The organism is Streptomyces sp. NPDC051913, from assembly GCF_044593635.1.
Taxonomy (GTDB): domain Bacteria; phylum Actinomycetota; class Actinomycetes; order Streptomycetales; family Streptomycetaceae; genus Streptomyces.
The window spans coordinates 60,929-85,795 of sequence record NZ_JBIUCI010000020.1; the positions used below are offsets into that span (position 1 = coordinate 60,929).

Genomic DNA, 24,867 nt, shown 5'->3' on the forward strand with positions numbered 1-24,867 from the left:
GGCGCAGTGGTTGGTGGGCACGATGCGTTCTCCGTGGAGGAATGATGAGGCGATACGTCGCACCGACCGACGAAAGACGGACCGGCGGGCGCGAGGTCTCCCGGCCCGCCCGCGCCGTGTCGCGCGGGCCCGTCCGGAGCGTCGCGAAGCGTGGTGCCCTCGTGGGCACCGTCGCCGTCGTGCTGGTGGGAGCGGGGACCACGGCTGATGCCGCGACCGGCGCTTCGGCCACTGATCCGGTGGTCAGCGGTGCGGTGGTCAACTCGGGGCACGACGTCATCGTGGGCATCACGCGCGACGTGACGTTCCCGGTCACGGTGACCGGCTCTGACGACTCCGGGCTGTCCTTCGTCGACGTGGACCTGAAGGGGCCTCACGGAGGCTTCTACACCACCGACGCGTACTGCGAGTCTCCGACGGCCTGCACCACGGCGTTCACCGTCAACGCCCACCTGGCTCCCGGCAGCGACGATCCGGTGGACCTGGCCAACGCCAACGCGGGGACCTGGTCGGTGGACGCGTTGGCCGACGCGGTCGACGGCGGTTCCGTCTTCGCGCCCGGCGCGGGGTCGTTCGCCCTCAAGCGCGCCGCGCGGCTCACCGTCAACGCGGCCCCGGAACCGGTGGCGAAGGGCGCCCGTATCACCGTCACCGGCAAGCTGGTGCGGGCCAACTGGGACACCTACCGGTACGCGGGGTACGCGGGCCGGGCGGTGAAGCTGCAGTTCCGGCCCAAGGGCAGCAGCACCTACACCACGGTCGCCACGGTGAACACCAGCAGCACGGGCACGCTGCGCACCACGGTCAAGGCGGTCAAGGACGGCTACTGGCGTTGGAACTTCACCGGGTCCGCCACCACCGGTCCGGCCAAGGCCGCCGGCGACTTCGTGGACGTACGCTCCTGAACCGGCGTACGTCACGCACCACCCTTCATCCCTGGCCTCGCTCGGGCCGGCTCACGTGACTGGCGATCATCGGCGGGCCGGGGGTGCCTCGGGGCGGCCTCGACCGTGTCGCGGATCCGGCCGAGCAGGGTGCGCAGGGTGGTGCGGTCCTCGGCGGTGAGGGCGCCGGTGGCCGTGCTCAGCGCCTCGCGGTCCAGGTCCTCCGCCTCCTGGTGGCGCAAGCGGCCCGCGTCGGTGAGGGCGAGGAGGTGGGCGCGGCGGTCGGTGGGGTGGGGCAGCCGTGCCACCAGGCCGTCCCGCTCCAGGGCGTCGACCAGGCTGGTCGCCGTGCGGGCGGCGATGCCCAGCATGTCGCTGAGGTCGCGCATCCGCATCGGCTCGGCGGTGTGGGCGAGGAAGCGCAGGGCGCGCAGCCGTGCCACGGACGTGCCCTTCTCGGCCAGCCGTCCGTCGACGTAGGAGCGCAGCCGCTGGGTGGTGGCGAACATTTCGTCGATCAGTGGATCGCTGCTGCCCGGTACGTCCCTCACCGTGGCTCCTGTCCTCGTCGGCCTGTCTTCACGGGCCACAACTGCTGTGCGCCGCGTGTCCGTTCCTATCGCATGCGGGCGGCGGACCGTCGGGCGACCGGCCGTCGCCGGTGCGGCGGGAGGCTCCAGGAACCACTTCAGGAACCACTTCAGGAACCGCTGCAGGAAACACTGAGGTTACTCATACTGAGTATGCTCAGCATGTGTCCGTACGTCTCAACCAGCGCATCGTCGTCCCCATCGTCTGTGTGGTCACCGCGTTCATGTCCATCGTGGACGGAGCCGGGACCACTGTCGCCCTGCCCTCGATCGGACGGGACTTCGGGCTCGCCACCGCGGGCCTGGACGCCGTCGTCGTGGTCTACCCCGTCTGTGTCGGCCTGGCCGTCCCCGTCTCGGCGTGGCTCGGTGACCGCTTCGGCGGCAGGAGCACGGTACTCGTCTCGTTCGCTGTCTTCACCCTCGCCTCCGGGCTCTGCGGCGCGGCCGGCTCGCTCGGCGAACTCGTCGCCTGGCGCGCCCTCCAGGGCCTGGCGGCCGGCATTCTGCTGCCGGTCACCGCGGCCCTGCTCTACCGCACCTTCAGCCTGTCCGAGCAGGTCAAGGTCTCCCGTTACATGATCATCCCGCAGCAGGTGGCACCCGCCCTGGCTCCGATGGGGGCCGGCTGGCTCGTCGACCACATGTCCTGGCGCTGGGTGTTCTACGCCAACCTCCCGATCGGCGCCGCGGTCCTGGTCTTCGGGCTGCTCTTCCTCGACCGGCACCGGGACCACGTCCCCGGGCGCCTCGATGTGCCGGGCCTGGTGCTCACCGCGTTCGGCACCGCGGGGCTGATGTTCGGTGTCAGCGAGGGTGCCGAGATGGGCTGGGGGAGTCCCCTGGTGCTGTCCGCGCTGACCGGCGGCGCGGTTCTGCTGGCGGCGGCCGTTGTGGTCGAGCTGCGGGTGCCCGAACCCGCCCTGCGGGTCCGCCTCTTCGCCGACCGGCTGTTCCGCGACACCAACATCACCGCCTTCATCGGCTTCATCGGGTTCATGGGGGCGATGTTCCTCGGCCCGCTCTTCCTCCAGGAGGGCCTGGGGCTGAGCGCCTGGGAGTCCGGTTCCGCCACCTTCGCCGAGGCGCTCGGCGTGCTGCTCACCGTCCAGCTCGTCGGCCCGCTCTACGCCAGGGTCGGCCCGCGCCGCATCGCCGGCTGCGGACTGCTCGGGGTGGCGCTGGTGCTGGTCGCCTTCTCCCGGCTGGACGCGGAGTCCTCGCTGTGGGCGTTCCGGGGGCTGATGTTCCTGCTCGGCGCGGCCATGGGAGGGGTGTTCATGCCCACCACCGTCGCCTCGTTCACCGCCATAGCGAAGGCCGACGTCTCGCACGCCTCGACCCTCAACACCGTCGTACGGCAGGCCGCCAACGCCGCCGCCCCCGCGGTGGTCACCGTCGTGCTGGCCTCGGCCACCGCGGTCGGCACGGGCGCCGACGCCCATCCGCCCGTCTCCGCCTTCCAGCACGCCTATCTCGTGCTCGCGGCCGTCTCCGCCGCCGCCGCGCTGTTCGCCTTCACCATGCCGGACCGCGCGGCCCGCATCGCCGCGTCGGCGCAGCCGGCCACGCGGCGCGAGGCGGTCGACGCCTGACCGCCTCCGGCACACCGCGAGCGCGCCCCCTTCTGCGGGGAAGGCGTGACTCGCGGTGCCCGCGGGTGCCTGTCCGAGCGGGACGGGACGCGCGCCGTGAAGCCGGCTATGCGCCGTCACCGCGCAGGGAACGGACCATGCCCTGGAGGATCCGGAACGCCTGTGCCTGCTCGGCGTCAGTCAGGTCGGCGAGCATCCTGGCCTCGACGGACCGGACGGCCGCGCTCGCCTGCTCAAGGCTTCGTCGGCCGCGAGGTGTGAGCCGCGTGGGAAGTGCCTTCCCGACGGGCGCCTCCGCGGGCCTGCTCACGTAGCCGTCGCGTTCCAGGGCCTGGAGCAGCACATTCATGGTCTGCCGTGTCACGAACGCGCCCCGCGCCAGCTCGGAGTTCGACAAGCCCGGCCGCTGCGCGAGCAGTTCCAGGCAGGAGTAGTGCGTCACGCTCATCCCGAGCGGCCGCAGCACGTCCTCCATGGCCGTGCGCAGGGCGCTCGACGCTTCCTTGAGCAGGTAGCCCAGTGACGTCTCCAGGTCGACGCCGACACCTTCTTGACTCATGTCAGTATTCTGACATAGCTTGCAGCGTGTCAGGAAACTGACACGACCGTAAGGAGCCTCATCATGCCCGTCACCGGCCCCGACTTCATCTCGCTCCAAGTACGCGATCTCGACGCGTCACAGGCGTTCTACGAGCAGTACCTGGGCGTCGTCCGTTCGCCGACCGGGCCGCCGCACGCCGTCGTCTTCGAGACGAAGCCGATCGCGTTCGCACTGCGCGACGTCATCCCCGGCACCGACCTCGCATCCGTCGCCCAGCCCGGCATCGGCGCCGCGATCTGGCTCCACGCCACCGACGTCCAGGCCATCCACGACGCACTCGCCGCCGACGGCCACACCATCGTCTCCGCACCGATCGACGGCCCCTTCGGCCGGACCTTCACCTTCGCCGACCCCGACGGGTACCGGATCACCCTTCATGACCGCTCCTGACACCATCGGATCAGTCTCCGGTGGGTCTGGGCCGGGACCGACCTGGCCGGACGGCGACGCGAGAGTGACTACGTGCTCGTTGAACTGACGGCGAAGTCCTCCGAAGCGCGGCAATGGCTGGGCGCGCACGCGGAGCACCTGAACTCGGTCCTTGCGGAGGGGTTCTCCGTGGAGGTGCACGACATGTAGGGCTGGCGTGGTGGCCGCCGGAACCGCGGTTCAGGCCTCCGGTGTGCGTGACTCAGGCATCCACGGTCTCGGTCCGCTCCTTCGTCGTCCGCGCGGCTTCTTCCGCCCCGTGCTCGCGGCCGGGCAGGACGGCGATGACGATCAGGGTGCCGACGGCCATGATGATGCCGCCGACGAGACTGGTGTGGGCGATGGCGTGGGCGAAGGACTCGTGCACCGCGCCGAGCAGTGTCTGGGCCTGTTCGGCGCCGCCCTGCGGGTTCTTGGCGACCTGCTCGGCGACCGCGATGCCGCCGCCCACCGAGTCCTTGGCCGTGTCCAGCGCGCCGGCCGGGAGGTGGCCGCCGACCAGGTCGGTCAGCTTGTCCTTGTAGGACGTGGCGAGCAGCGAGCCCAGGATGGCGATGCCCAGGGCGCAACCCAGTTCCAGGGCGGTGTCGTTGGCGCCGCCGCCGACACCGAGTTCCGACTCGGGGAAGGAGCCCATGATGGTGTCGGTGGCGGGGGACAGGCTCAGGCCTATGGCGAAGCCGAGCAGCAGCAGGGGTGCCAGGAAGTCGGTGTAGGTCGAGCCCGACTCGATCCGGGTGAGCAGGAGGACGCCGACCGTGCCGATGACCATGCCGGCGCCGACCACCAGCTTCACGCCCAGCTTCGGGGCGATGCGTCCGGTGACCGCGGCACCGACGAACACGGCGCCGGCCAGCGGCAGCAGCCGGATGCCGGTCTCCAGGGCGTTGTAGCCGAGGACGAACTGCAGGAACTGGGTGGAGTAGTAGATCGAGCCGAAGGTGCCGAAGAAGAAGAACAGCACGGCGAGCATCGAGCCGCTGAAGGAACGCTCGGTGAACTTGCGGACGTTCAGCATCGGGTTCGGGTGCCTCAACTCCCAGGCCACGAAGGCCGACAGGCCCGCCCCGGCGACGACGGCCGCGGTGATCGGGCCGACGCCCCAGCCGAAGTGCGGGCCCTCGATGGTCGCGTAGACGAGCGAGCCGACCGAGATGATCGACAGCAGACCGCCGACGTAGTCGATCCGGCCCATGCCCTCCGCCTTCGACGGCGGCACCAGCAGCAGCGCCCCGACGACGCCGAGAACGGCGACGGGGACGTTCATCAGGAAGGTCGAGCCCCAGGCGTGGTTCTCCAGGAGCCAGCCGGCGGCCAGCGGGCCGGCGGCGATCGCGAGACCGGAGGTCGCGGACCAGGCGGTGATGGCCTTGGCGCGCTCGGCCCGCGGGAAGATCGCGACGAGCAGCGAGAGCGTGGCCGGCATGACGACGGCGGCGCCGACGCCCATGACGGCGCGGGCGACGATCACAAGGCTCGTCTCGTCGACCAGGCCGCCCATGACCGATCCGCCGACGAAGATCAGCAGGCCCAGCACGAGTGCGCCACGACGGCTGTACTTGTCGCCGATGGCGCCGAGCACGAGCATCAGCGCGGCGTAGGGGACGGTGTAGCCGTCGATGACCCATTGCAGGTCGCTGCTGCTCAGCCCCAGGTCCCTGGTCATGTCGGGCGCGGCCACGATGAGTGAGGTGTTCGCCATGACGACGATCAGCAGGCTCAGGCAGAGCACCAGCAGCGCCCACCAGCGCCGGGCGTAGGGCTCGGTCATCTTCTCGACGGGTGTCTTCGCAAAGAGCGGCATCGTGGGACTCCTCGGCAGGAGGGGAAGCGGGGCTTCGGGGGTGCGGATCGACGGGATCGGTGCGGGCGCGGCCAAGAGGGGCGCGGCGCCTCGGGCAGTTAATTGCCCATCGATGTGCAGACTAGTTTATTGCTCAGTGGTGTGCAACGATCGAATCGCCCTCCCCGCCGAACCGGAGGTCCGACATGACCCACGCACCCGTTCCCGCTGCCCTGGAAGGCGGTCGAACCCTGCTCACCCGGGCCCGCATTCTCGAAGCGGCTCGGCAGGAACTCGGCCGCGACCCGGACAGCGGCCTCGGCGACATCGCCGAGGCGGCGGGCGTGGTGCGCCGTACGGTCTACGGCCACTTCAACGGCCGGGCCGCACTCGTCGAGGGACTGGTGGAGGAGGCCGCGCAGGCACTGCGGCGGGCACTCGCCGCTCCGCGCGGGCAGGCGGCGGACGCCGCCGCGGAGCTGGCGCTGTTCGTCCTCGCCGTGTGGCCCGTCGGTGACCGCTACCGCATCCTGCTCCGCCTCGCCCCGCAGGACCTGGGGCCCGAGCGGGTCGTCGAAGTCCTCGCCCCCGCGCGCGACATGGCGGAGACGATCATCGCCCGAGGGCAGCGGCAGGGGGCTTTCCAGGCCGGCATCGCGCCGGTCGTGCTGGCCCGGGCACTGGAGGGCCACCTGCTGGGGCTCCTGGACTGCGTGAACAGCGGGCTCTGGAGCGACGACGGCACGGGCACCGCGACCGCCGCCCTGATCGCGATGGGCGTGGACGCGCAGCGCGCCTCGACATGTGTCCACGGGCTCGTCCGCCCCGGAGGCGATGCCTCCTGAGCCGCTTGCCCACGCGTCACCGAGCACTTCCCAGGCACCCGAAGAGGAGAAGCGTGTACCAGTCCCAGCACGACGAGGAGTACGTCGGTGAGCCCTGCTACGGCGACGGATCCGTGTACGTCGGACCCCCGGCCCGGACCAGGCGGCGTCTGATCCTCGTCGCCGCCTCCCTGGCGGCCCTGCTCGCCGGCGCCGTCGCGGTCGACCGGATCACCGCAGGGCGCGCGGAGAGCCGTACGGCGCAAGCGTTCCAGGACGGAATGGGAACCACCGATCGGCCATCGGTGCACGTCAGCGGCTTTCCCGTGCTGACCCAGCTGGCCCGCGGCAGCCTCGACCACGTCGATCTCACCGCCCACGACATCCCGGCGAACGGCACGACCCGGCCCCTGCCGGTGACGAGGCTGACGGTCGGGATGGACGGGCTGATGACCTCGGGGAGCGCCGACGAGGCGCACGCCCGCAGCGTCGAGGCGACCGCCCATCTGTCGTACGCGGACGTGTCGAGCGCGCTCGGGGTGAAGGTGTCGCGGGGCGACGGGGCGGGTCGGGTCGACGCGACCGCGACTCTGCCCCTCGCCGGTGACGTGACCGTGAGCGCGGCCGTCTCGGCCGCGAGCGGCAACCGCGTCGCCTTCACCGACGTGCGCGCGGAGCGGGGCGACCTGCTGCCGCCGCTGAAATCACTGCTCGACAAAGCCCTGGACGAGCCCATTGCGCTGCGGAACGTTCCCCAGGGACTGCGTCTGCGTTCGGTCACCACCACCGAGGACGGGATCGACGCCCGCTTCACGGGCCGCTCGGTCACCTTCCGCCCCGAGTCGTCGTCCGGCTGAGGTCGGCCGAGGTCAGTCCAGGTCGGGCAAGGGGCGCCGGGCGGCCTCGTGGGCGTCGTCCGCCGGCAGACCCAGCATGCGCAGCACCATTTCGGCGAGGTTCACCGCCGCCTCGTCGCCGTCGACCTCGGGGCGGGCGAACCGCAGTTCCAGCAGGGCCAGCAGGGTGCCGCCGAGGGCTGTGAGGGCGACGACCGGGTCGAGGGCGGTGAAGCGGCCGGAGGCGATGCCGACCTCGAGATCGCGCAGGGCGCGTCGGGCGAGCCCGTTGTCCGCGTGGACGTGTCCGAGGCCGCGGCGGCGCAGGACCTGCATCAGCTCCGGATGGGAGTCGGCCATGCGGGCGCTGAGCCGGAAGCCGGCGGCGACCAGCTCCGCCGGGTCGTCGATCCCCGTCAGGTGCTCGTCGAAGGCCTGGCCGAACTCCTCCATGGCGTCCACCACGGCCGTCTCGAACAGTTCCGTCTTGGAGTCGAAGTGGTTGTAGAAGGAGCCGAAGCCGACGTCCGCGCGCTCGGCGATCGCCTGGATGCTCGCGCCGGTGTCCCCGGTCTCGGCGAGGATCTGCCGGGCCGCTCGTACGAGAGCCCCACGGGTCTCCGCACGACGCCGTTCGAACCGGTTGCTGGGCAGGGCTGACGTAGACATGCGCAGAGTCTAGCCGCCACGGCGATGGCGATCGCAGTCCTGATGAATTCATCATTTCCTGTCGCGAACGCCTTGACGAAGAAACTGTCACAGTTGATGATTTCCTCATTACGGCGATGTTGCTCGGAGGGCACCATGTCTGAAATCCGCGTCAACGGGGCCGATGTCATCACGGCCCACCAGGACCTCCACAGCGAGCAGGGCGCCCTGCGCGGCGAACACCCCGGCCGCTCCCGGAACCCCGTCATCAAGGTGGCCGACCTGGCCTGGCTGGAGTTCGAGAAACCCGACCTGGACCGCGCCGAGGTCTTCGCCCGCGACTTCGGGTTCGGCGTCGCGGCGCGCACCGAACGGGAGCTGTGGCTGCGCGGGACCTTCGCCGGCTCGCCCTGCATGGTGATCCGCAAGGGCCGCGTCTCCCGCTTCATCGGCCCCGCGTTCCGGGCCGCCGAGCGGGTCGACCTGGACCGGCTGGCCCGGGCCGTCGGAGCCTCGGTACGGGAAGCCGACGTTCCCGGCGGTGGAAAGGCGGTCGACCTGCTCGACCCCTCGGGCTTCCCGGTACGGGTCGTGCACTGCGGCGAACAGCTCCCGGCGCTGCCGGAACAGCGGCCGCTGCTCCTGAACTTCGGTACGGATCACCGTCGTACCGACACCACCCAGCGCCCCCCGCGCGAGCCCTCCCGCATCCAGCGGCTCGGCCATGTGGTGCTGGAGACGCGCGTGTTCGGCCGCGCCCTGGACTGGTATCTGGACACCCTCGGGATGATCGTCTCCGACTTCCTCTTCCTGGACGGACAGCGCGACCGGGGCCCCACGATGGCGTTCATCCGCTGCGACCTGGGCGGCGTACCGGCCGACCACCACACCCTGGCCATGCATCTGGGGCCGGGCACGGGCTACGTCCACTCCGCCTACCAGGTCACCGACCTGGACTCCATCGCCGCCGGCGGCGAGTACCTCAAGGAGCGGGGCTACAAGCGCAGTTGGGGCATCGGACGGCACATCCAGGGCAGCCAGCTCTTCGACTACTGGCGCGACCCCGACCGCTTCATGCTGGAGCACTTCGCCGACGGCGACCTGTTCTCCTGCGACGTCGAGCCCGGCTGGGCGCCCATGTCGACCAGCGGCCTGGCCCAGTGGGGCCCACCGGCCACCCGTGACTTCCTCGGCGCCGGCCCCTCCCCGCAACGCGTCCGCGATGTCGTCCAGGCCCTGCGCGGCGACAACGAGATGGACTCCGCACGGCTCTTCGGCCTGCTCAAGGCCGCCAACTCCTGACCCGCACCTCTGAAGAAGGCACTGACATGAGCACCAATGTCCTGCGCACCGCCGACGGCTGGTGGGCCGTCCGCGGCGACCGGGCCGTCCCGGTCGACACCAAGGCCGTGACCACCGCCGAACTCCTGGCCGGCCGCGCCGCGGTCCGCGCCGCCGCCACCTCCGGCGAGCCGGGCACCCCGCTCGCCGATCTGGTCGCGCTCTCGCCGGTCACCACGCCCTGCCGGGTGGTCGCCCAGATGGTCAACTACCGCAGCCACGCCCGCGATTCAGGCTTCAAGGGAGAGATCCCGCCCGCCTTCTTCCGCAAGGCCTCCGGCTCGGTCAGCGGCCCCGCCGAGGCCGTCGTCCGCCCCGCACACGTGACACTCCTCGACTACGAGATAGAACTCGGGCTCGTCATGGGCGCCCCCCTGCCCGTCGGCACCGTGGTCGAGGAGCGGGACCTGCCGTCGTACGTCGCCGGACTGGTCATCACCAACGACATCAGCGCCCGCGAGGTGCAGCTGACCAAGACCCAGTTCTACGAGAGCAAGTCCTACCCCACCTTCACGCCGACCGGCCCGTACCTGTCCCTCCTGGAGCCCGACGACTTCGCCCATCTCCTCGATCTGCGACTGAAGTTGAGCGTCAACGACGAGCTGCGCCAGGACCGCACCCTGGCCGACATGATCGTCCGCCCGGCGCAGGCGCTCACCCTCCTCGCCCGGTTCCAGACCCTGGACGCCGGCGACCTGCTGCTCACCGGCACGCCCGGCGGCACCGCGCTCAAGGCGCCACCCAAGGCCGTCGAGAAGATCGGCGCGCTGCTCCCGCCCGCCGTGAAATGGAAGGCGTTCTTCAAGAGCCAGGCCAAGAACCCGCACTACCTCCGTGCCGGAGACATGATCACGGCGGCGATCGCGACCCCGGACGGCCGCATCGACCTCGGCGAGCAGCGCACGCCCGTCGCGGACGCGAACTGACACCCGGGGTGAGCCGCACATGAACGTCGACGACACCATACGTGTGCCCGTCGTGATCGTCGGAGCCGGGCCGGTCGGTGTGACCGCCGCCCTTCTCCTGGCCCGGCGCGGAGTCCGCAGCGTCGTCCTCGAACGCCACCGGGACGTCTACCCCCTCCCGCGGGCCGTCGCAGCCGACGACGAGATCCACCGGATCCTCCAGGCCGCGGGGGTCGGGGAGGAGTTCACCGCGATCTCCCGTCCGGCGGGCGGGCTGCGGCTGCTGGACGCCGGGCACCGGGTGATGGCCGAGTTCCGGCGCTCCCCGCACGGCCACCACGGCTATCCGCAGTCCAGCATGTTCGACCAGCCCGAACTGGAACGCGTACTGCGCGACGCCCTGGCCCGGCACCCGGAATGCGAGCTGCGGGGCGGGGTCGAGGTCACCGGCGTCGGCCCGGACAGCACGGGCCCCGTGCGCGTGACCTACCGCGCCGACGACGGCGAGCACGAGCTGTGGGCCGACGCGGTCCTCGGCTGCGACGGCGCGGGCAGCCTCACCCGCGAGGCGATCGGCGGCGTCTGGGAGGATCTGCGCTTCGAGGAACGCTGGACCGTCATCGACGCCGAGACGACGGCCCCCGTCCGTTGCTGGGAGGGCGTGGACCAGGTCTGCGACCCGGAACGCCCGGGCACCTTCATGCGGATCAACGACATCCGCTACCGCTGGGAGTTCAGGATCCGGGAAGGGCAGGAGACGGTCCGCGAACTGATCGCCCCCTGGCTCTCGCCCTCGTACGACGGGGACTTCGAGGTCGTCCGCGAGACGCGGTACACCTTCCGGGCCCGCGTCGCCGACCGCTGGCGCAGCGGCCGGGTCTTCCTGCTCGGCGACGCCGCCCACCTCACCCCGCCGTTCATCGGACAGGGCCTGTGCTCGGGACTGCGGGACGCCTACAACCTCACCTGGAAGCTCGCCCGGGTGCTCCAACAGGGTGGCAACGAAAGGCTGTTGGACACCTATGAGCGGGAACGCAGACCGCACGCCCGGCATGTGGTCCGCCTCGCGGTCGCCATGGGCTGGGCCATGACCGGCGGCCAGGACCGGGCCGCCGCGCTGCGCCGCCGGGCACTGGCCGCCGCCTGCCGCATACCCGGCCTGACCGAACTCGCCGGGCGCGACCTCAGCCCGCCCCTGACCGCCGGACCGCTGGTGCGGCGAGGTGTGCGCCGGGGCCTGGCAGGTACGCACTGCCCCAACCGTGGGTGAGCGTCGGCGGCCGGCGCACCCGGCTCGACGAGGTGCTCGGCGATTCCTTCGCCGTACTGACCGCCACCGAACCCGGCCCCGCCCTGACCGCGCTCGCCCACGGTCTGGGCGTGGACGCGGTCGCGGTGACCGCCCTCGGCGACGACGGCACACTCGCCGCCTGGCTGCGCTCCGGACGCGCGGACGCGGTCCTGCTGCGGCCGGACCGCGTCGTCATGGACGTCATCCCGACAGGTGGCCGGGACTTCACGGCCACCGCCGACTGGGCATCCCTTCTGCACACCACACGAAGCCCCGTTCCCTCCGAACGAACGGCCCCGAAAAGCCTGTTGAGGAGCACGACGCGATGAGCACGCCCTTCTTCACACCCGATCCGGAGACGGCGGCCGCCAGTCGCATCGCGGACTTCGCCCACTACGTCGGCGTGGACGACACCGACTACGCCGCCCTGCACCGCTGGTCCGTCACCCACCTGGAAGGCTTCTGGGGCGCGGTGTGGGACTACTTCCACATCGACGCCGACACCCCCTACGAACAGGTCCTGACCGAGGAACGGATGCCCGGCGCCCGCTGGTTCCCCGGCGCCACCCTCAACTACGCCCTCCACGCCCTGCGCAAGGTCAGGGACGACGAGGCGGCGATCGTCGCCCTCGACGAGACCGGCTCCGGGTACGAGGTGACCGGCGGGCGGCTGCGGGACCTGGTCGCCTCCGTCGCCGCCACCCTGCGCGACCTCGGCGTCGGCAAGGGCGACCGGGTCGTCGGCTACCTGCCCAACACCCCGCACGCCGTCGTCGCGTTCCTCGCCGCCGCGAGCCTGGGCGCGGTCTGGTCGGTGTGCGGGCAGGACTACGCACCCAAGGCCGCCGCCGACCGCTTCGCCCAGCTCGAACCCACCGTGCTGATCGCCGCCGACGGCTACCTCTTCAACGGCACCACCCACGACCGGCGTGACGCCGTCCTCGAACTGGCCGGTGCGCTGCCGACGTTGAAGGCGACCCTGCTGGTCGACCACGTCGGTCTGCCCTGGCCGACCCGGGCCTACCCGACGCTGGTCGTGCCCTGGGAGGACGCCTCGACCCGCACCGAGCAACTCAGCTGCGTACCGGTGCCGTTCGACCACCCCCTGTGGATCGTCTTCTCCTCCGGCACCACGGGCCTGCCCAAGGGCATCGTCCACGGCCACGGCGGGGTGCTCCTGGAACACCTCAAAACCCTCGGCCTGCACTCCGACCTGGGCCCGGAGGACCGCCTCCTCTGGTACACCACCACCCACTGGATGATGTGGAACCTGGTCGTCTCCACCCTCCTGACCGGCGCCACGACCTGCACCTACGACGGCAGCCCGGCCCCCTTCGCCCGACCCGACGTCCTGTGGCAGCTGGCCGCCCGCCACCGCGTCACCGTCTTCGGCACCAGCCCCCAGTACCTGCTGGGCATGGCCAAGTTCGGCATCGACCCCTCGGTGCACGACCTGTCGTCGATCCGCGTGGTCGGCTGCACCGGCTCCGCCCTGCCCGCCTCCGCCTACCCGTGGGTCCGCGACCAGGTGGGGGAGAGGGTGCTGCTGGCCTCCATCAGCGGCGGCACCGACATCGTCTCCGGCTTCGCGGGCAGCGCGCCCAACACCCCGGTCTGGGCGGGGGAGTTGTCCGCACCGCACCTGGGCGTGGCGCTGGCCGCCTACGACGCCGAGGGCCTGCCCGTCACCGGCCGGGTCGGCGAACTGGTCGTCACCCGCCCCATGCCCTCCATGCCGCTGTACTTCTGGAACGATCCCGACGGCACCCGTTACCGCGACGCCTACTTCTCCTCGTACCCCGGCATCTGGCGGCACGGCGACTGGATCACCCTCACCGACCACGGCTCGGTGATCGTGCACGGCCGCTCGGACAGCACGCTCAACCGCAACGGGGTCCGCCTCGGCAGCGCCGACATCCATGACGTCGTCGAGCGCCTCCCCGAGGTCGCCGAGGCGCTGGTCATCGGCGCGGAGGAGCCGGACGGCGGCTACTGGATGCCGCTGTTCGTGGTCCCGGCGCCCGGCGTGACACTGGACGACGCCCTGCGCGACAGGATCCGCGACGCCGTCCGTACGGGCGCCTCACCGCGCCATGTCCCCGACGAGGTGATCGAAGTGCCGGGCATCCCGCACACCCGTACCGGAAAGAAGCTGGAGGTCCCGGTCAAGCGGCTGCTCCAGGGCGCGCCGGTCGAGCAGGTCGTCAACCCCGCCACCGTGGACGCCCCCGAGCTCATCGACCACTACGCGCGACTGGGCGCCGAGCGTCGCGCGGGCAGGACCAGCGCATGACGCCGGTCATGCGCCAGGCGGCGGCCCATCTCGGAATGTCGACCCGCCTCTACCGTGTCGTCGGCGCGCTGGAGGTGGCCGGCGTCGCCGGTCCGCCGACGGGGCTGCCCTGGACACCGCTGGGCGGCGCCGGGCGCCGGCAGCCCCCGGTGAGGGCGGCGGCTGCCCGCACCGGCGTCAGGCCTCAGGCGCGACTCGGCCGCCCTCGGCGTCGCTCCTCCGGGGCTGCCTCTGCGTCGCGGCCCAGGTCGCCAGCAGGGTGAGGCCGTCCGCGCTGGGCGTTCCGGGAACCGCGGTGTAGGTGGTGATGGAGACGTGCGGGTCTCCGGGCAGGGCGAAGTCGTCGTACGCGAGGTCCATCCTGCCGATGGCCGGGTGATGGACGACCTTGCGCCCGCGCGAGTGTCGGCGCACGTCGTGCCGGGCCCACCGGGTGCTGAAATCGGTGCTGTGTGTGGAGAGCTCCCCGATGAGTCCGGTCACCTGCCGGTCCAGCGGGTCGCGCCCGGCGGTCGCGCGGAGTATCGCGACCACCTGGTCCTTCGCCTCGTCGAGGTCGGTGTAATAGGCCTGCGCACGTGGGTCGAGGAACACGAATCTGGCGAGGTTCGGCACCTGCCCGCCCGCGGTGAACAGGTCGGCGTACAGGGCGCGGCCCAGTTCGTTGGCCGCCAGGAGATCGAGACGCCCGTTCTGGATGACGGCGGGCACGCTCATGGAGTCGAGTACCTGCTGTACGGACGCGGTGATGGGCGAGGTGCGCTGAGGGCGTTTGCGGCGTGCGCCGGGTGCGACGTTGCGGGCCAGGTCGTACAGGTGGGCGCGCTCGTCGTCATCCAGGTGCAGCGCACCGGCGACCGCGTCGAGGACACTCTCGGACGCGCCGCCGATCCGGCCGCGCTCCATCCGGGTGTAGTACTCGACGCTGAGGCCCGCGAGCATCGCCACTTCCTCGCGCCGCAGCCCCTGGACGCGGCGGTGACCTGCGACGTAGGGGAGCCCGGCCTGCTCGGGTGTGATCCTCGCCCGGCGGCTCATGAGGAACCCTCTGATCTCCTGCTGGAACTCCATGGCTTCCAGGCTAGGGCGCCTGTTCCGGGTGTGGGGGTCCCTGACAGTGCCTGGCACGCGTGCGCGATGCGCGGGACGGTAGCTCGGTACCTGAGAAGAGCCGTGCGAAAAGGAACGTCAGCACATGCGTGGAACAGTCATTCATGCCCCGGGCGACATCCGGGTCGAGGAGCGTGAGAACCCCACGATCGTCGCGCCGACGGACGCGATCGTCCGTGTGTCCGCCAGTTGTGTGTGCGGCTCGGACCTGTGGGACTACCGAGGCGTCAACAAGGTGGCCCAGCCGACCCCGATGGGGCACGAATACGTCGGTGTCGTCACCGAGATCGGCGCCGAGGTCAAGAACATCGAGGTGGGTGACTTCGTCGTCGGTTCGTTCATGGCCTCGGACAACACCTGCGAGATCTGTGAGGCCGGCTACCAGTCACGGTGCGCGCACGGCGAGTTCGTCGGCGCCGGCGGGGCGCAGGCGGAGTACCTGCGGGTTCCGCTGGCCGACGGCACCCTCGTCGCCACGCCCACCGTGCCGGACGACGACCTGATCCCCTCGCTGCTGGCCGCCTCCGACGTGCTCGGGACGGGCTGGTTCGGCGCGGTGGCCGCCGAGGCCGGGCCGGGCAGGACCGTGGCCGTGGTCGGCGACGGAGCCGTGGGCCTGCTCGCGGTCCTGGCCGCGAAGCAGCTGGGCGCCGAGCGCGTCATCGCGATGTCGCGGCACGCGTCGAGGCAGCAGCTCGCCCGAGAGTTCGGCGCGACCGACATCGTGGCGGAGCGCGGCGACGAGGGCGTCGCCAGGATCAAGGAGCTGACCGGCGGATACGGCGCCCACAGCGTGATCGAGGCCGTCGGCACCCAGGAATCGATGATGCAGGCCATCCGCGCCACCCGCCCCGGCGGGCACGTGGGATACGTGGGTGTGGCCCACGGGGTGGAGCTGCCGGGCGAGGAACTGTTCTTCGCCGAGGTGCACCTGCACGGCGGGCCCGCTCCGGTGCGCCGGTTCCTGCCCGAGCTGATCCAGCTCATCTGGGACCGCGAGATCGACCCGGGCAAGGTCTTCGACCTCACCCTCCCGCTCGATCAGGCCGCGGAGGGCTACCGGGCGATGGACGAGCGCCGCGCCATCAAGACCCTGCTCAAGCCCTGACCCCTCACCCCCTCCTTCCAGCCGCTCTCGCCGGGCCTCTCGACATTCCCAGGCCGGTCGCGAGACCCGATCTCGAACTCGACGGAGAACCCCATGAGCCCCATGAACCCCACGAACCTCATGAATCCCACCTACGACTTCTCCGGGCAGGTGGCCCTGGTCACCGGCGCCGCCTCCGGCATGGGCCTGGCGGCCGCCCGCGCCTTCGCCGACTCCGGCGCGGCCGTGGTGCTGGCCGACCGCGACCACGACGCCGCCCACAAGGCAGCCGAGGAGATCACCGGCCGCGGCGGCCGGGCGATCGGCGTGGCCTGCGACGTCACCGACGAACAGCAGGTGGAAGCGGCCGTGCGGCGCGCGGTCACCGAGTACGGCCGTCTGGACATGGCGTTCAACAACGCCGGCGTCCAGGCACCCCCGACCGACGCCGCCGACGAGACGGCCGATGCCTTCGACCGGGTCAACGCCGTCAACCTGCGCGGCGTCTGGGCGGCGATGAAGCACGAACTGCGACAGATGCGGGAGCAGGGCAGCGGCACCATCGTCAACTGCTCCTCCCTGGGCGGGCTCGTCGGGCTGCCCGAGCGCGCGGCCTACCACGCCTCCAAGCACGGCGTCATCGGCCTGACCCGCAGCGCGGCCGTCGAGTACGCGCCCCGAGGCGTCCGTATCAACGCCGTGTGCCCCGGCGTCATCGACACTCCGATGGTCGCCGACATGGTCGAGAACCAGGCCGACGCCATGGCCGCGATCATGAAGGAACAGCCCATCGGGCGGCTGGGACGGGCCGACGAGGTCGCGGCCGTCGTCCTGTGGCTGTGCAGCCCCGGCGCGAGCTTCGTCACGGGAACCGCTCTCCCGGTCGACGGCGGTTTCACCGTCCACTAGGCGTCCCCACGGGTCAGCCGCGTCCGCGCAGCCAACGCAGCGCCGCTGCCTCCTGATGAGGCCCGCCACCCTCGTGGCCGTTGAACTCGTAGACGTTGATCTCCTTGTCCGGGTGGGGCCAGGCGTTGAAGGCGGCGAAGACCGTGGAGGGCGGGGAGACCTGGTCCTCCAGAGCGGTGGAGAACAGGGCCGGAGCCTGGGCGCGGGCGGCGAAGTGGACGCCGTCGAAGTAGGAGAGGGTCGCGCGGACCTGCGCCACGCGGGTGCGGTGGACGCGGAGGTAGTCGGCTATCTCGCGGTACGGGGTGCTGTGGGTGACGGCCAGGGCGCGCGGGAAGTCGCAGAGGAACGGGACGTCCGCGAGGGTGGCGCCGAGGTCGGGGATCAGACCGCTCGCCGCGAGCGCGATGCCCGCGCCCTGGCTGCCGCCGGCGAGCGTGGTGCGCGAGGCGTCCGTCAGGGGGTGCGAGCGAGCCGCCTCCACGGCGCGGACGGCGTCCGTGAAGACACGGCGGTAGTAGTAGTCGTGCGGCGACTCGATGCCGCGCGTCATGCAGCCGGGGTACGAGGGTCCCGAACCCACCGGGTCCGGGGTGTCCCCGCCGGCCATGCGCGCGCCCTGTCCGCGGGTGTCCATCACGAAATGGGCCCGGCCCGTGGCGGGCCAGAGCAGATGCATGTGGGGCAGGCCACGGTCACCTCCGTAACCGACGAACTGGACCACCAGGGGCACGGGGGTGCTCGTCCCGGCGGGAAGCGTCAGCCAGCCTCTCACCGGGTGGCCGCCGAATCCGCTGAAAGTCGCGTCGTACACGTCGACCGTCGTCAGACCTGTGTCGACGGGTTCGAAACGCGCGTCGAGCGGATACTGGCGCGCCTCCTTCAGGGTGTGCTGCCAGAACGCGTCGAAGTCGGCGGGTTCCGCGGAGCTGCCGCGGTAGGCGCGGAGTTCGTCGAGCGGGAGGTCGAACTGGACCATGGTGGCTGCCTTTTGGGTGGTGAGACGGGGTTGCGGGGCGGGCGGGAGTGAGCCCACCCGCCCCGGGACTGCGGTGTCGCGTCCCCGGTCAGCGCACCTGACGCGCCGGGACCAGGCCCTGGTCCGCCAGATCGCCCAGGACCAGTCCGGCGAACGTCGTCGCCCCGGAGACCGACGTGTGCGTGTTGTCGCCGTTGACGTCGGTCAGATAGAGGTCCTTGGACGCCTCGACGCCCAGGCCCTCGACGAGGTCCCTGCTCATCTGCGTGAGATCCACCAACGGGACGTCCAACTCCTTGGCGAGGGAGCGCATTTCGTTCGGCAGGTCCGCTGCCATCACATGCAGCGCCACGGAGTTGAGCGTGCCGTCCGAGTTGAAACGCCGGCGGACGATGGGGGTCACGAAGACGGGCTGGCCGCCCTGTGCCCGGACCCGTTCGGCCATGGCCGTCAGATTGGCGCGGTAGTCGTCGGCGGTGGTCGTCTTGTCGTTGTGGGCGAGCTGGATGAGGACCAGGTCACCCGCGCGGATCTCCGTCTCCAGCTGGTCGAACAGGAGCGGGTTCGCCAGGAAGGAGACCGTGCTCTCGCCCGAGTCGGCGTGGTTGGCGACCGAGATGCCGCGGCGCAACAGCTGGGGGAGTTCCTGGCCCCAGCCGGTGTACGGCTCCAGCGGCTGGTCGCAGACGGTGGAGTCACCGGCGAGCAGGATCTGGCGGGCATGCGTGGCGGGGGTGACGTCGAGGCCCGCGAGCAGCGGGGCCGAGCCTTCGAAGCGCAGGTCGAGGCCGGGGCTGCCGATCTCGCCGGTCGGCTCGCCCTCCACGGCACGGACATCGACCGTGAAGCTGCGGTAGGCCCGGTCGCCGGCCGTGGTGGCGGTCTCGCCGAGTACCGCGCGGCGCTGCTCCGCGCTGATGGAGGTGCTGCCCGCCGTGTCGCCGCCGAGCAGTGCGGAGACGTCGTAGGTGCCCGGCGGGACGTCGAAGTGGCAGACGATGGGCGCGGTGCCCGTGCAGTGGGACGCCAGGGAGTGCCGGTGGAGTCCGTGGGCGGAGGCGGGCTGGGCCGTGACGGCGGTGAGCGCGGTGAGGGCGGTCAGCAGCGCGAGGCCGCCGGCGGACGTGCGGGCAGGGCGGAGCGAACCCATGGTGAGTGTCCTTCCGGAAGGGGTGTGGGTGCGGTGAGCGGCGGAGGCGGTGTGTCCGGGCCGGGTCAGCGGGCTTCGAAGGCGCCCAGGTCCGGTGCCGCGCCGCGGTAGGGCAGGCCGACGTCGGTGCCCTGGTCGACGAGGGTGCTGGTCCCCGAGAGACGGAAGGCGGGCAGGACGGGCAGCCCGCCGTCGGCGTCGCGGGGCGCGTCCCAGCCGGACGTGGACACGCTCTTGAACTGGCTGTCGGACACCGTGACGTTCAGATCCCAGGTGTTGTGGGAGGAGTCCGTCCCCGCCGTGTTCGAGGTGAGCGTGCCCCCGTAGGCGATGTTGTTGCGCAGGACTCCCAGGCCGGTGCTGGTGCCGTCGGGGGCGACGCCGAGCATGTTGAAGTCGGGGTGATTGGCGTAACCGGTGTTGTTGAAGTAGTCGTTGGCGACGGTGTGGTGGTTGGCGTAGATGCCGGACGCCCGGTTGGCGAAGGCGACCGCGTTGCGGACGGTGTGCTTGGCGCCGCCTTCGACGTAACCGCCGCCGTAGCCACCGGCTTTGAAGCCGACGCCGTTTCCCGCGGCTGTGGTGGTCTGCGGTAGGTAACCGTTGCGCCAGGACCAGGAGTTGTCGATGGTGACGGACGAGAACGCGCGGATCAGGTCGAAGCCGTCGTCGGAGTTCCACCAGGCCCGACAGCCCCGGAACACGTTGCCGGCATTGCCCGCCGGGATGTGGGCGCCGAAGCCGTCGGCGTTCTCGCCCGCACCGCCGGAGCTGTGGGCGTCGTAGTTGTCGTGGGAGTCCGAGTTCAGGACGAGGTTGCCGCCGCCGTTCTGGATGAACAGGCCGGGCCCCATGTTGTCGTGCAGATCGAGGCGTTCGAAGGTGTTGTGGCTGCCGGAGATCCAGACGCCCCAGGACTCGTGGTTGAGTTCGTTGTTCTGCGGGACACCCTTCACCTCCAGCCCCCTGAGGTGCAGGTGGTCGGCCGTGACGTCGAATCCCTTGATGCGGCAGTCGTCGCGCATGGCGGAGAAGTCGAAGACGGGGGTCTCGCCGGGGTAGGCCCAGTAGCGGATGGGGGCCGCCGCCGTGCCGCTCCTGTTCAGGGTGATCGCGTCGACCCGCGCTGTCCGGCTCGCGCAGGCGCTGTCGGCCCGGGTGTAGGCGTAGGTGCCGCCGCGGAAGTACACCGTGTCGCCCGGCCGCACGACACTCTGTGCGTGGGCCAAGCTCGCCCAGGGGGCCGACTTCGACCCGGATGCGTTGTCACTGCCGGTGGGGGAGACGTAGTGGACCTGAGCCGTCGCGCCGTGCGCCGAGGGCGGGACGACGACGCAGGCGGCGGCGCACACGGCGGCGGCCGCGAAGGTGCGGGGCGGGGTGATCCATGTGCTTCTCCTGCGCCTGTGTGTCACATCTACTCCTTTGTAGACGGGTGGGGTGGGGGACCGAGGCAGATCAGGGCCGCACGGACTCAGGAACTCGGGTGGGCGCCGCAGGAGGCTCGGATCACGAGTGACGGCTGGAGATGGACCTGTCGCACGGGTGGCGGGGTGGTCCCGTGCGCGGCGTGTTCCAGACGGTCCAGCAGCAGGCCGGCCGCCTGGCTGCCGACCGCGTGTTTGGGCGGCGCGACCGCGGTGAGGGGTACGTCCGCGAGTTCGGCGATCTCGTCGTCGTAGGCGATCAGGGCGAGGTCGTCCGGAGCGCGCAGACCGCGGGACGCCATGCGGCTCAGCAGTTCGATGGCGTCGTGGTCGGAGTGCACCAGCGCGGCCCGGACGCCCGTGTCGCGGCAGGTGTCGAGGAAACTGTCGTAGTGCGGCGCCGACTCGGCCGCCCCCCGTGCCGGCCGCCCGCTGTCCACCACCGGCACCCCGGGTGCGAGCCCGAGGTGGCGCACCGCGGCGGAGTGTCCCTGGCGCAACAGGGCAGCGGTGGGGCTGCCGTTGGTGAACAGGGCCACCCGGTCGTGGCCCAGCTCGGCGAGGTGCCGGATCGCCGCGTAGACGCCCTGGCGGTGATCGGTGACGGCGAACTCGCAGGGCAGGAACGGATTGGGCGGTCTGCGTTCGATGAGGGCGAACGGCAGGCCCGTGGCCGCGAGTCGGGCGTACGTGTCGGAGGCGAGCCCGTGGCCGTGCGCGGAGGCGATCAGCAGTCCCGAAGCGCCCGAGTGGTGCAGTTCGTCGATGCGCTGGGCGTCATGCTCGTGGGCGTAGCCGCTGAGGCCGATGACGACCCGGGCGCCGCGTCGCGCGGCCTCCGCCTGCACGCCGTCGATCACCTGGGGGTAGTAGTAGGTGGCCGACGGCACGATCAGGCCGAGGACGTGGGTCTGCGCGTGCCGTGTCGCAGGGGGCACGGACGAGGGGCGAGGGTCGCCGGCGGTGGTGTCGGCCGGCAGTGCGCCTCCTCGGACGCGGACGACGAGCCCTTGGCGCTCCAGGTCGATGAGGTCCCGGCGCACCGTCGCCCGGGACACGCGCAGCAGCGCGGCGAGATCGATCACCTTGCGTCCGCCGCACCTCTCGAGCGCGGTGACGAGCTGCTTGCGCCGGGAGTCGACGAGTACGTCGGGCATGGTTCCTCCGTCCGTGGCGGGGACCTTGGGTGCGGGGGCGTGGCTAGGCCGTGTCTTTCGGATCATCCCGGGGCCGCGGGGCACCGGTGCAGCACCGTCGCTCCGAGTCGGGCTGATCCGAAAGACACGGGCTAGCCGATCGCGTTCCCCACGAGGGCCAGGCACTGGATCGCCGCCAGGCCGTACTGCGCGCTGGCGTTGGTGGACAGTGGGGCCTCGTCGACGGGGTTGAGCACGTCGGGCCCCTCGTAGTGCCTGGTGGCGAAGGAGAGGCTGTCGGGGTAGCCGGCCGCGCCCTTGCGCAGCTCGGTCACGGCCCGCGTGGCGAGCGCGCTGTCGTCGAGCTGCTTCGCCGCGTAGGCGGTGGCGCGGGAGTAGGCCTGGCCGAGGTTGAGGCTGCCCCAGCTGGATCCTGTGGTGGCGATCTGGTCGGCCTTGGTGCCGTTGTAGAGGCGGCAGAACTCGACCCACTTGGCCTTGACCTCCGGGAGGTCCACCAGGTCGATCAGTTCGGTCATCACTTCGACGAGGCCGAACACACTGCTCAGCGCGCCGACGGAGACGGACTTCTCGGTGGGGCCCGTATAGGTGCCGTCGGTGAGGTTGTAGCGGATGTCGCCGCCCTGCGCCCAGCCGTTGGGCAGGGCCGCGATGGTGGTGGCGCTGTTGATCAGTTTGGTCTTCGCGATCGGGTCGCCGCCTCGCTCCCACTCCGCGAGCCACGCCATCGCCAGCGCCCCCCAGTCGGTGGTGGTGCTGATGCCCAGCGCCGCCGGGTCGGGTTCGTAGGCTCCCTCGCGGATCTTGCGCCCGGGGTCCAGGGCCAGGAAGGTCCGATCGGAGTCGACGAGGTCGTGCAGGATGTCGCCGATGCGTTCGTCGGCGGTGAGGAAGTAGTGGAAGCGCCGGTAGGCGGCGTTGCTGATGCGGACCTGCTTGGCGCTGTCGCCCCAGTGCATGACGCCGTGCCGGGTGCCGAGTCCGGCGTACTTGCCGAGGTGGTAGACGTCGACCTCGCTGGTGTGCCGGCTCATCGCCTCGACGAAGCGGAACGCGGTGGCGTCGCCGGTGCGCAGGTAGTGGTACCACAGCCACATGTCCGTGGACAGCTCGGAGTTGTCCCAGGCGTAGCCGCCGATGTCGTAGCACCAGGTGTGCCGGGTGCCGTCGTAGGTGTGCATGATGTCGCCGAAGTCCCAGAAGCCGTACCAGGAGCGCTGGTCGACCTGCTCGCGGTGGTAGGTGTGCATCTGCTGGAGGCGGTCCTCGATGGTCTTCTTGGCGGCCGTCGAGCGGTCGACCGGGCTCCAGGAGCCGAACACGCCCGCGGAGTGCAGGTGTTGGGGGCTGCTGACGAGCAGGGGCGGGGTGGCGTTGGCGGCGGCGAGCTCGGAGAACCGCTCCGCGGTGGGTGTGGCGTCCAGGGCCCAGAACGTCAGCTCCGTGGTGCGGGCGACGCCGTAGGGACTGCCGAAGCCGGGCTCGTAGTCCTCGTAGGTGATCTCCAGCGCGTCCAGCTGCTTGTCGTAGGTGTCCTCGCCCATGCCGTCGTGGTAGAAGCGCAGGTCCATCGCCCCGGCGCGGGGGGACCACATCCAGACCGTGGCGGTGGCGGTGTCGCTCGCCGCGCCGGTGATCTCCAGCTCGGTGGGGTGCAGTTGCCAGAAGTTGCGCATGCCGAAGGCGAGTCCGCCGGTGGGGGAGCCGACGTAGGCCAGGCCCTCGGCGCGCTTGCCGCCGTCGGACCGGATCCAGGAGTGGCCTTCCTTGGTCCGCTTGCGGATCTCGAAGCCGTGCGCGCTGAGCTGGGACAGGCGGTAGTCGCCCCAGGCGGGGATCCACTGGAGCCGGCTGGTGACCCGGGTGTCCCAGGTCGAGGTGTCCGGGGTGGCCTTGCCCTGGTACTGGGCGGCGCGTACGGCGGCGCCGGGGTCGCGGCGCAGACCGGTGACGCCCTGGACCGCCTCGGCGAGGACGCCCTTTCCGTCGCCGGCGAAGCGGACGTGCCGGTTGTGGAGCTCGCCGCGCATCGGGACGGAGAAGCGCACCGCGAGCCCGTCGATGAAGTCCTTCTGCTCGTTGCCGTCGAAGACGAAGGTGTGCACGACGCGGATGGCGTCCGACCCGGCGTAGAGGTAGAAGCGGACGGTGAACGGGAGCCAGGAGCGCAGCCCCTTGCGGTGCTTGCCCTCGACCCGGACGACGGCCCGGACGGGACCGTCCTGTTCGATGTGGACGGCCTTCACGGTGCTGGTGAACGTTTCGGATCTGACGGTGCTGGACTCGCCGGGCGCGCTGTCCTGCCGGGAGGCGATGAGCCGGCCGGAGGTGGCGATCTCGGTGCCTGCGCGCTTGATGGACTTGATCAGGTCGTTGCCGGACTTTCCGAAGGTGACCTGGACGACGCCGGTGTCGACGACGACCGTGCCGCTGTCGCCGGTGACGCGTACCGGCTTCTCGGGGGCCTGGGGGCTGCCCGCTTCCAGCCGGTAGGTCTCCCCGCGGGGCGCCGAGTCGGCGACGGCGTGGGCCGTCCACTTCACGGAACCGTCCGGCCACCAGCCCGTGGGCCATGTCTGCACGGGCACCTGGGTGCCTGAGTCGCTGGTCAGGGAGAAGGGCTGGTCCGCGGCGAAGGCTCCGCGTGGCCAGGGGACGCCCCAGGTGGTGCCGGCGGCGAGCTCCGCGGGGGTGCCGCCCTCCAGCCAGCGCAGGGTCACCGGGTCATGGCCGGTGAGGCCGGCGGCCCGGGCCCCGTCGCCGGCCGCCGCGGGTGCGGCGTGCGCCGTTCCCGACTGCGAGGCCAGCAGGACGGTGGCACCGCTTGCCGCGGCCGAGGCGAGGACGGCGCGTCTGCTGATGTGAACCACGGTGTGCGACTCCTTGAAGGCAGGGGTGAGGGGGCGTGCCAGGACCATGTCGCTTAAAACGTTTTCAGTGCATGCATGCGGGGGCTAGGAGGCTATGAGGGGCAATACAGGGAAGTCCTTGCGGGCCAGGAGTGGAATCGTTTGCGGCTCGATCCGAC

At 71.2% G+C, this 24,867-nt stretch carries 20 protein-coding genes and 1 pseudogene; 11 read left to right on the forward strand and 10 right to left on the reverse strand.

From position 1 onward, the window contains the following. Positions 1-161: 161 nt before the first annotated feature. Positions 162-905: a calcium-binding protein gene (locus ACIHIX_RS39905; protein ID WP_399965248.1), complete on the forward strand. Its 744-nt coding sequence runs from the start codon at positions 162-164 to the stop codon at positions 903-905. 11 nt (positions 906-916) lie between these two features. On the opposite strand, the gene ACIHIX_RS39910 is transcribed toward ACIHIX_RS39905, so the two are convergent. Next, positions 917-1,435: a MarR family winged helix-turn-helix transcriptional regulator gene (locus ACIHIX_RS39910; RefSeq protein WP_399965250.1), complete on the reverse strand. Its 519-nt coding sequence runs from the start codon at positions 1,433-1,435 to the stop codon at positions 917-919. 203 nt (positions 1,436-1,638) lie between these two features. Here ACIHIX_RS39910 and ACIHIX_RS39915 point away from each other — a divergent pair, with 203 nt between their 5' ends. Then, positions 1,639-3,069 carry a DHA2 family efflux MFS transporter permease subunit gene (locus ACIHIX_RS39915; protein WP_399965252.1) on the forward strand — a complete coding sequence of 477 codons (1,431 nt, stop codon included), beginning with the start codon at positions 1,639-1,641 and terminating at the stop codon, positions 3,067-3,069. A 106-nt stretch (positions 3,070-3,175) separates the two neighbouring features. Here the strand turns inward: ACIHIX_RS39915 and ACIHIX_RS39920 are convergent, their stop codons facing one another. Further along, positions 3,176-3,628 carry a MarR family winged helix-turn-helix transcriptional regulator gene (locus ACIHIX_RS39920; RefSeq protein ID WP_399965253.1) on the reverse strand — a complete coding sequence of 151 codons (453 nt, stop codon included), beginning with the start codon at positions 3,626-3,628 and terminating at the stop codon, positions 3,176-3,178. Between the two features lie 63 nt (positions 3,629-3,691). On the opposite strand from ACIHIX_RS39920, the gene ACIHIX_RS39925 reads away from it, so the two are divergent. Continuing rightward, positions 3,692-4,060 carry a VOC family protein gene (locus ACIHIX_RS39925; protein ID WP_399965255.1) on the forward strand — a complete coding sequence of 123 codons (369 nt, stop codon included), beginning with the start codon at positions 3,692-3,694 and terminating at the stop codon, positions 4,058-4,060. Positions 4,061-4,301: 241 nt separating this feature from the next. Here ACIHIX_RS39925 and ACIHIX_RS39930 read toward each other — a convergent pair whose 3' ends face one another. Further along, positions 4,302-5,903, reverse strand: a complete 1,602-nt coding sequence (locus ACIHIX_RS39930) for an MFS transporter (RefSeq protein ID WP_399965257.1) — start codon at positions 5,901-5,903, stop codon at positions 4,302-4,304. Positions 5,904-6,088: 185 nt separating this feature from the next. Here ACIHIX_RS39930 and ACIHIX_RS39935 point away from each other — a divergent pair, with 185 nt between their 5' ends. Both ACIHIX_RS39935 and ACIHIX_RS39940 read left to right on the forward strand, forming a co-directional pair. Continuing rightward, positions 6,089-6,727, forward strand: a complete 639-nt coding sequence (locus tag ACIHIX_RS39935) for a TetR/AcrR family transcriptional regulator (RefSeq protein ID WP_399965259.1) — start codon at positions 6,089-6,091, stop codon at positions 6,725-6,727. A gap of 53 nt (positions 6,728-6,780) precedes the next feature. Beyond that, the gene (locus tag ACIHIX_RS39940; protein WP_399965262.1) at positions 6,781-7,563 is read left to right on the forward strand and encodes a DUF2993 domain-containing protein; all 783 of its coding nucleotides are present in this window, start codon (positions 6,781-6,783) and stop codon (positions 7,561-7,563) included. A 12-nt stretch (positions 7,564-7,575) separates the two neighbouring features. Here ACIHIX_RS39940 and ACIHIX_RS39945 read toward each other — a convergent pair whose 3' ends face one another. Next, the gene (locus tag ACIHIX_RS39945) at positions 7,576-8,211 is read right to left on the reverse strand and encodes a TetR/AcrR family transcriptional regulator (protein ID WP_399965264.1); all 636 of its coding nucleotides are present in this window, start codon (positions 8,209-8,211) and stop codon (positions 7,576-7,578) included. 135 nt (positions 8,212-8,346) lie between these two features. Between ACIHIX_RS39945 and ACIHIX_RS39950 the strand changes: the two genes are divergently transcribed. The 4 genes and pseudogenes from ACIHIX_RS39950 (at position 8,347) to ACIHIX_RS39965 (ending at position 14,020) form a co-directional block, all read left to right on the forward strand. Further along, positions 8,347-9,492: a VOC family protein gene (locus tag ACIHIX_RS39950; RefSeq protein ID WP_399965266.1), complete on the forward strand. Its 1,146-nt coding sequence runs from the start codon at positions 8,347-8,349 to the stop codon at positions 9,490-9,492. 26 nt (positions 9,493-9,518) lie between these two features. Then, positions 9,519-10,457, forward strand: coding sequence for a fumarylacetoacetate hydrolase family protein (locus ACIHIX_RS39955; RefSeq protein ID WP_399965268.1), 939 nt, complete (start codon positions 9,519-9,521; stop codon positions 10,455-10,457). Between the two features lie 19 nt (positions 10,458-10,476). Then, positions 10,477-12,056 (forward strand): annotated as a pseudogene (locus ACIHIX_RS39960) (bifunctional 3-(3-hydroxy-phenyl)propionate/3-hydroxycinnamic acid hydroxylase). Continuing rightward, positions 12,053-14,020: an acetoacetate--CoA ligase gene (locus ACIHIX_RS39965; RefSeq protein ID WP_399965270.1), complete on the forward strand. Its 1,968-nt coding sequence runs from the start codon at positions 12,053-12,055 to the stop codon at positions 14,018-14,020. The pseudogene ACIHIX_RS39960 and the gene ACIHIX_RS39965 overlap by 4 nt, the downstream one beginning before the upstream one ends. 177 nt (positions 14,021-14,197) lie before the next feature. Here ACIHIX_RS39965 and ACIHIX_RS39970 read toward each other — a convergent pair whose 3' ends face one another. Then, positions 14,198-15,091 (reverse strand): helix-turn-helix transcriptional regulator, encoded by an 894-nt coding sequence (locus ACIHIX_RS39970; protein WP_399965272.1) that lies wholly within the window; start codon positions 15,089-15,091, stop codon positions 14,198-14,200. Positions 15,092-15,215: 124 nt separating this feature from the next. Here ACIHIX_RS39970 and ACIHIX_RS39975 point away from each other — a divergent pair, with 124 nt between their 5' ends. Beyond that, positions 15,216-16,238, forward strand: a complete 1,023-nt coding sequence (locus tag ACIHIX_RS39975) for a zinc-dependent alcohol dehydrogenase family protein (protein WP_399965274.1) — start codon at positions 15,216-15,218, stop codon at positions 16,236-16,238. 120 nt (positions 16,239-16,358) lie between these two features. Next, complete coding sequence (locus ACIHIX_RS39980) at positions 16,359-17,126, forward strand: SDR family NAD(P)-dependent oxidoreductase (protein ID WP_399965418.1); 768 nt, start codon at positions 16,359-16,361, stop codon at positions 17,124-17,126. Positions 17,127-17,139: 13 nt separating this feature from the next. On the opposite strand, the gene ACIHIX_RS39985 is transcribed toward ACIHIX_RS39980, so the two are convergent. The 5 genes from ACIHIX_RS39985 to ACIHIX_RS40005 all read right to left on the reverse strand — a co-directional run bounded on the left by ACIHIX_RS39985 (position 17,140) and on the right by ACIHIX_RS40005 (position 24,709). Beyond that, positions 17,140-18,105, reverse strand: a complete 966-nt coding sequence (locus ACIHIX_RS39985; protein WP_399965276.1) for an acetylxylan esterase — start codon at positions 18,103-18,105, stop codon at positions 17,140-17,142. Positions 18,106-18,193: 88 nt separating this feature from the next. Further along, a complete protein-coding gene (locus ACIHIX_RS39990; protein ID WP_399965278.1) occupies positions 18,194-19,255 on the reverse strand; it encodes a rhamnogalacturonan acetylesterase in 1,062 nt (353 codons plus the stop codon). 65 nt (positions 19,256-19,320) lie between these two features. After that, positions 19,321-20,670 (reverse strand): right-handed parallel beta-helix repeat-containing protein, encoded by a 1,350-nt coding sequence (locus ACIHIX_RS39995; RefSeq protein ID WP_399965280.1) that lies wholly within the window; start codon positions 20,668-20,670, stop codon positions 19,321-19,323. Positions 20,671-20,729: 59 nt separating this feature from the next. Continuing rightward, the gene (locus tag ACIHIX_RS40000; RefSeq protein ID WP_399965282.1) at positions 20,730-21,839 is read right to left on the reverse strand and encodes a substrate-binding domain-containing protein; all 1,110 of its coding nucleotides are present in this window, start codon (positions 21,837-21,839) and stop codon (positions 20,730-20,732) included. A 131-nt stretch (positions 21,840-21,970) separates the two neighbouring features. After that, the gene (locus ACIHIX_RS40005) at positions 21,971-24,709 is read right to left on the reverse strand and encodes a Tat pathway signal sequence domain protein (RefSeq protein WP_399965284.1); all 2,739 of its coding nucleotides are present in this window, start codon (positions 24,707-24,709) and stop codon (positions 21,971-21,973) included. Positions 24,710-24,867 lie beyond the last annotated feature (158 nt).

Bases quoted from the DNA above. Each gene is read 5' to 3' on its own strand.
- ACIHIX_RS39955 (WP_399965268.1), top strand. From the start codon at position 9,519: ATGAGCACCAATGTCCTGCGCACCGCCGACGGCTGGTGGGCCGTCCGC.
- ACIHIX_RS39970 (WP_399965272.1), bottom strand. From the start codon at position 15,091: ATGGAGTTCCAGCAGGAGATCAGAGGGTTCCTCATGAGCCGCCGGGCG.
- ACIHIX_RS39920 (WP_399965253.1), bottom strand. From the start codon at position 3,628: ATGAGTCAAGAAGGTGTCGGCGTCGACCTGGAGACGTCACTGGGCTAC.
- ACIHIX_RS39975 (WP_399965274.1), top strand. From the start codon at position 15,216: ATGCGTGGAACAGTCATTCATGCCCCGGGCGACATCCGGGTCGAGGAG.
- ACIHIX_RS40000 (WP_399965282.1), bottom strand. From the start codon at position 21,839: ATGCCCGACGTACTCGTCGACTCCCGGCGCAAGCAGCTCGTCACCGCG.
- ACIHIX_RS39925 (WP_399965255.1), top strand. From the start codon at position 3,692: ATGCCCGTCACCGGCCCCGACTTCATCTCGCTCCAAGTACGCGATCTC.
- ACIHIX_RS39985 (WP_399965276.1), bottom strand. From the start codon at position 18,105: ATGGTCCAGTTCGACCTCCCGCTCGACGAACTCCGCGCCTACCGCGGC.
- ACIHIX_RS39950 (WP_399965266.1), top strand. From the start codon at position 8,347: ATGTCTGAAATCCGCGTCAACGGGGCCGATGTCATCACGGCCCACCAG.
- ACIHIX_RS39945 (WP_399965264.1), bottom strand. From the start codon at position 8,211: ATGTCTACGTCAGCCCTGCCCAGCAACCGGTTCGAACGGCGTCGTGCG.
- ACIHIX_RS39935 (WP_399965259.1), top strand. From the start codon at position 6,089: ATGACCCACGCACCCGTTCCCGCTGCCCTGGAAGGCGGTCGAACCCTG.
- ACIHIX_RS39930 (WP_399965257.1), bottom strand. From the start codon at position 5,903: ATGCCGCTCTTTGCGAAGACACCCGTCGAGAAGATGACCGAGCCCTAC.
- ACIHIX_RS39990 (WP_399965278.1), bottom strand. From the start codon at position 19,255: ATGGGTTCGCTCCGCCCTGCCCGCACGTCCGCCGGCGGCCTCGCGCTG.
- ACIHIX_RS39965 (WP_399965270.1), top strand. From the start codon at position 12,053: ATGAGCACGCCCTTCTTCACACCCGATCCGGAGACGGCGGCCGCCAGT.
- ACIHIX_RS39980 (WP_399965418.1), top strand. From the start codon at position 16,359: ATGAATCCCACCTACGACTTCTCCGGGCAGGTGGCCCTGGTCACCGGC.